Origin of the sequence: Mycobacterium sp. (assembly GCF_025933915.1) — a bacterium.
GTDB lineage: Bacteria > Actinomycetota > Actinomycetes > Mycobacteriales > Mycobacteriaceae > Mycobacterium.
On the sequence record NZ_JAICZA010000251.1, the window covers coordinates 1 to 4,634 of the forward strand.

Sequence of the window (4,634 nt, forward strand, 5' to 3'; positions counted from 1 at the left end):
ACCCGGGTCGCCCGTGGCCGGGGGTGGGCAGTGGTGTGACGCCGACGTGTTGCGCATCCTGCGGCGGCGGTCGCTGGCGGCGCTGCGGGCCCAGGTCGAGCCGGTCAGCACCGCCGCGTACGGGCGGTTCCTGCCGGCCTGGCATCACGTCGGGGCGGCCGAATCGTCGCGCACCCCAGGCTATTCCGGGCTGGACGGGCTGATGTCGGTGATCGATCAGCTGGCCGGCGTGCGGATGCCGGCTTCGGCGATCGAGCCGCTGGTGCTGGCACCCCGGGTCCGCGACTACTCCCCCGCGCTGCTCGACGAACTGCTCGCCGCCGGTGAGATCACCTGGTCGGGTGCCGGGTCGATTTCGAGTAGCGACGGCTGGATCGCGTTGCACGCCGGCGAATCCGCGCCTTTGACCTTGGGCGCGCCGGCCGGACCCGCCGACATCGACCTGGGCGACGCCCACCGCGCCATCCTGGACACGCTGGCCGGCGGCGGCGCCTACTTCTTCCGTCAGCTCGCGCAAAGCCCGTTTTCCGACGCCGAACTCAAAGCCGCACTGTGGGAACTGATCTGGGCCGGCTGGATCACCGGCGACACGTTCGCCCCGGTACGCGCCATCCTCGGGGGCACCGGAACCCGCAAGCGCGCGCGAGCCTCCCAGCCGGCGCACCGGTCGCATCGCCCGCCGCGGCTGAGCCGGTACAGCGTCGCGCACGCGCAGGCCCGGCCCGCCGACCCGACCGTGGCCGGCCGATGGTCGGTCCTGCCCGCCCCCGAGCCGGATTCCACGCTGCGCGCCCACTACCAGGCGGAACTGTTGTTGGGCCGGCACGGCGTGCTGACCAGGGGCGCGGTGACCGCCGAGGGCGTCCCCGGCGGGTTCGCCACCCTGTACAAGGTGCTGAGCACCTTCGAGGACGCGGGCCGTTGCCAGCGCGGCTACTTCATCGAGTCGCTGGGCGGGGCGCAGTTCGCCGTCGCGTCGACGGTCGATCGGCTGCGTAACTTCAGCGACGGGATCGATCCGGAACGGCCGGAGTACCGGGCGATCGCGCTGGCCGCCGCGGACCCGGCCAACCCGTACGGCGCGGCGCTGCCCTGGCCGGCCTCGAGCGGCGAGGGCGCACGCCCGGGCCGCAAGGCCGGCGCGCTCGTCGTGCTGGTCGACGGCGAGCTGGCCTGGTTCTTGGAGCGCGGCGGGCGCTCGCTGCTGACCTTCACCGACGATCCCGCGGCCCATCGGGCGGCCGCGGCGGCGCTGGCCGACCTGGTCGCCTCCCGCCGCGTCGCGGGGATGCTGGTCGAGCGCGTCGACGGGGTGCCGGCCCTCGCGCCCCGCGCGGACGAGCGCGGGCCCCTGAGCGCGCTGTCGGAAGCCGGATTCCACACGACGCCACGCGGAATGCGGCTGCGCTGAGATGCCGGAGGGGGACACCGTCTGGCACACCGCCGCCGTGCTGCGCCGGCACCTGCTCGGCGGCACCCTGACCCGCTGCGACGTGCGGGTGCCTCGGTACGCCACCGTCGACCTCACCGGGCAGGTGGTCGACGAGGTCCTCAGCCGCGGGAAGCATCTGTTCATCCGGGTGGGGCAGGCCAGCATTCACTCCCATCTGAAAATGGAGGGCAGCTGGCGGGTCGGCGTGCGCCCGGTGCGGATCGACCACCGGGCACGCATCGTTTTGGAAACCGACGCCGCCCGGGCCGTCGGCCTCGACCTGGGAGTGCTGGAGATCCTGGATCGCGACCGTGACGCCGACGCCGTCGCCCACCTGGGACCCGATCTGCTGGGCGAGGATTGGGACCCGGTGCGTGCCGCCGCCAACCTGACGGCGGACCCCGGCCGGCCGGTCGCCGAGGCGCTGTTGGACCAGCGGGTGCTGGCCGGGATCGGCAACGTCTATTGCAACGAACTGTGTTTCGTCAGCGGGCATCTGCCCACCGCCCCGGTGAGCGCCGTCGCGGATCCGCGTCGGCTGGTCTCTCGCGCACGAGAGATGCTGTGGCTCAATCGTTTCCGCTGGAATCGGTGCACCACCGGCGACACCCGGCACGGGCGCCAGCTCTGGGTCTACGGGCGGGCAGGGCAGCCGTGCCGCCGCTGCGCCGGCGCCATCAACATCGACGACACGAAAGAACGGGTGGCCTACTGGTGCCCGTCGTGTCAGCGCTAATCCCGTGCGTGCGCGAGGAAGAACCGGGCGATGGCCTCCGACCCGTCGAGCGCGTGCGTGGTGGGCCCGATGACGGCCGCGGGCAGGTATTGCTTGCCGCCCGGCCAGGTGTGCCCGCCCTTCTCGACCTTGTAGAAGACCACCTCGGTGGACGCCGAACACACCGTGGAAACAAACCGGCGGACCACCGTTCCGTCTTTGACCTCGGGGAGCATCTCCATCGACGGATCGCCGGTGCACCCATCCGCCGAACGCCACTTCGCCACCATGGCATCCGCCGAGATCGAGTGGCTGAGCCCGCCGCGACCGCGCACCGCCCCACCCTTGAACGGCACCAGCGGGTCGGCGGTGCCGTGGGCTTCCCACACCGACACCGGCCGCGACGGGTTGCAGGCCACGCCCACGCCCAGGGTGCCGGCCACCGGCGCCGCCGCGGCGAAGACGTCGGCCCGGTCGCAGGCCAGCCGGTTGGACATGAAGCCCCCGTTGGACATCCCGGTGACGAAAACGTGGCCCGGCGCGATGTTGTAGTCGTGTTGCAGCTTGCTGACCAACCCGACGAGGAAGGCCACGTCGTCGATGTGGCGGCGATCCGCGGGCGAGGCGCCGCGCCCGTCGGCCCAGCTTTTGTCGTAACCATCGGGGTAGACGACCAACAGATCGTGGGCGTCAGCAACGGAGTTGAAACCCGTCAGCGCGCGCTGCGCGATCCCGGTTCCGCCGCCACCGTGCAAACTGAGCACCAGGCCGACGGGGTCGCCTGCCGGGACGTGCAACATGTAGGTTCGGTCCATGCCGCCGGATCGGAACGTACCGGAAACATCCCGAGCGCTCGCCGCCGACACGTGCTGTACCCCGCATCCGACCACACATATCGCCACCACAGCGAGCCACAACCATCGCGCGTACGGCATGTCGTCAGATCACCGACGGCGCGGTGACGGACAGCGGCCGGTTACGCGCCGCCGAAGACAGAGCAAACATTGATGTGGCACACACCGCATTATGGGCGATACCGCATCGGGTAACGCCGCGGCGTGCGAGCATTCGAACTGGCCCCGCCTTCGGCAAGCTACGGCTCTTCTGTTCCACGGGAGTATCACAAATGACGAGCACCCAAATTCGCAAGCCCAACCGGGCGCGGTCGCTCTTGGCTATCGGCGTTGTGCCGGTGGCCGGGCTACTCGGCACCCTGGCCGCATCGGCGACCGCTCACGCGACCTCCGCCGATGATGCGTTCCTCGCCGCGCTGAAGGCCAAGGGGATCAACTACGAGTCCCCCGACGCCGCGGTCAACTCCGGTCACACCGTGTGCCACGAACTCGATTCGGGCCAAACGCCGGAGCAGGTCGCCAACAACGTGGTGTCCAGCAGTTCGCTGGACAGCTATCACGCCGGCTACTTCGTCGGCGTCAGCATCAAGGCGTACTGCCCCAAATACGCGGCGGCGGCAGCCGGGTCCTGAAATTTACAGCCGGTTGACAGGCTCGTGACGGATTCGCGGCTAAAATTGAAACATCCGAAGCTAATTGACGAACCACAAGGCCAAAATGATTCCGAAACTTTTGGTCGGTGTTGCGGGTGTTGCCATCGTTCTTGGCGCTTCCGGCTGGACCGCAGCATCGGCCAGCACCGACCCTAATTCCTTCAGTCATCTCAGCTGCGCCTGCACGGAGTCAGATCCGCCAGGCAGCCCGGCCCTGCGGGACAAAATCAATCAGGGCATTCAGCACGGTCTTTCCGCCTCGCCCACCGCCGCACCCCCGGTCGTGCAGTGACCACCTCGCGGTCTACAGCCAATCGCGACGTTTGAACATCACGTACAGCACCGCCATCAGGATGAGTATCACGCTGGTGCTGGCCGTGAATCCGGCCGCCGTACCGAAGCCCGGGTAGGGAACGTTCTGCCCGTAAAACCCGGTGATCGCCGTCGGCACGGCGATGATGGCCGCCCATCCCGTCAGCTTCTTCATGACGGTGTTCAACCGGGCGTCCTGCAGCGACAAATTGGTCTCGAAAATCGTGGTGATCATGTCGCGCAGCGACTCCGTCCATTCGGAGACCCGCAACACGTGGTCGTAAAGGTCGGCGTACAGCGGGTCGAGCTGCCGGTCGGCAACATCCGAAATGCGGTGGTGCTGAATCGAATTGACTACTTCGCGCATCGGTAACGCCACCCGCCGCAGGTTCACCAGGTCCCTGCGCAACCCAAAGGTGCGGCGGGCTAAGTTACCCTTGCGCGAGGTGCCGTCGAACAGCTCGTCCTCGATGGCCTCGATGTAGTCGTCGAGGGCCTCCACCGCCGCGAAATGGCTGTCGACCACTACGTCGAGCAGACCGTGCACCAATGCACCGACGCCGTAGGCCTGGCCGCCGATCTCCTGCCAGCGCCGGGTCACCTGCGCCATGTCGAAGTCGGGCGTCAGGCGCACGGTGATCAGCCCCTGCGGGAGCACGAAGGCCGAG

The 4,634-nt window shown here is 68.9% G+C and carries 5 protein-coding genes and 1 pseudogene; 4 read left to right on the forward strand and 2 right to left on the reverse strand.

Annotation, left to right across the window (positions count from 1 at the left end):
- A pseudogene (locus Q0W90_RS23385) lies at positions 1-1,411 on the forward strand (ATP-dependent helicase); the annotation flags it as partial.
- A gap of 1 nt (position 1,412) precedes the next feature.
- On the forward strand, positions 1,413-2,168 hold the full coding sequence (nei2, locus tag Q0W90_RS23390) for an endonuclease VIII Nei2 (protein WP_297776946.1): 756 nt from the start codon (positions 1,413-1,415) through the stop codon (positions 2,166-2,168).
- On the opposite strand, the gene Q0W90_RS23395 is transcribed toward nei2, so the two are convergent.
- Entirely contained in the window at positions 2,165-3,082 is a 918-nt protein-coding gene (locus Q0W90_RS23395) for a PHB depolymerase family esterase (RefSeq protein WP_297776949.1), read from the reverse strand. The two genes, nei2 and Q0W90_RS23395, sit on opposite strands and share 4 nt — an antisense overlap.
- A 191-nt stretch (positions 3,083-3,273) precedes the next feature.
- Between Q0W90_RS23395 and Q0W90_RS23400 the strand changes: the two genes are divergently transcribed.
- Both Q0W90_RS23400 and Q0W90_RS23405 read left to right on the forward strand, forming a co-directional pair.
- Complete coding sequence (locus tag Q0W90_RS23400; protein ID WP_297595784.1) at positions 3,274-3,633, forward strand: DUF732 domain-containing protein; 360 nt, start codon at positions 3,274-3,276, stop codon at positions 3,631-3,633.
- Positions 3,634-3,718: 85 nt separating this feature from the next.
- Positions 3,719-3,946: a hypothetical protein gene (locus tag Q0W90_RS23405; protein ID WP_363319558.1), complete on the forward strand. Its 228-nt coding sequence runs from the start codon at positions 3,719-3,721 to the stop codon at positions 3,944-3,946.
- Between the two features lie 12 nt (positions 3,947-3,958).
- Here Q0W90_RS23405 and Q0W90_RS23410 read toward each other — a convergent pair.
- On the reverse strand, positions 3,959-4,634 hold a 676-nt coding region (locus tag Q0W90_RS23410), incomplete at its 5' end, for a magnesium transporter CorA family protein (RefSeq protein ID WP_297776951.1).

What these genes read in the sequence shown, in the direction of transcription:
- nei2 (WP_297776946.1), top strand. Translation starts at nt 1,413, where the DNA reads ATGCCGGAGGGGGACACCGTCTGGCACACCGCCGCCGTGCTGCGCCGG.
- Q0W90_RS23395 (WP_297776949.1), bottom strand. Translation starts at nt 3,082, where the DNA reads ATGCCGTACGCGCGATGGTTGTGGCTCGCTGTGGTGGCGATATGTGTG.
- Q0W90_RS23400 (WP_297595784.1), top strand. Translation starts at nt 3,274, where the DNA reads ATGACGAGCACCCAAATTCGCAAGCCCAACCGGGCGCGGTCGCTCTTG.
- Q0W90_RS23405 (WP_363319558.1), top strand. Translation starts at nt 3,719, where the DNA reads ATGATTCCGAAACTTTTGGTCGGTGTTGCGGGTGTTGCCATCGTTCTT.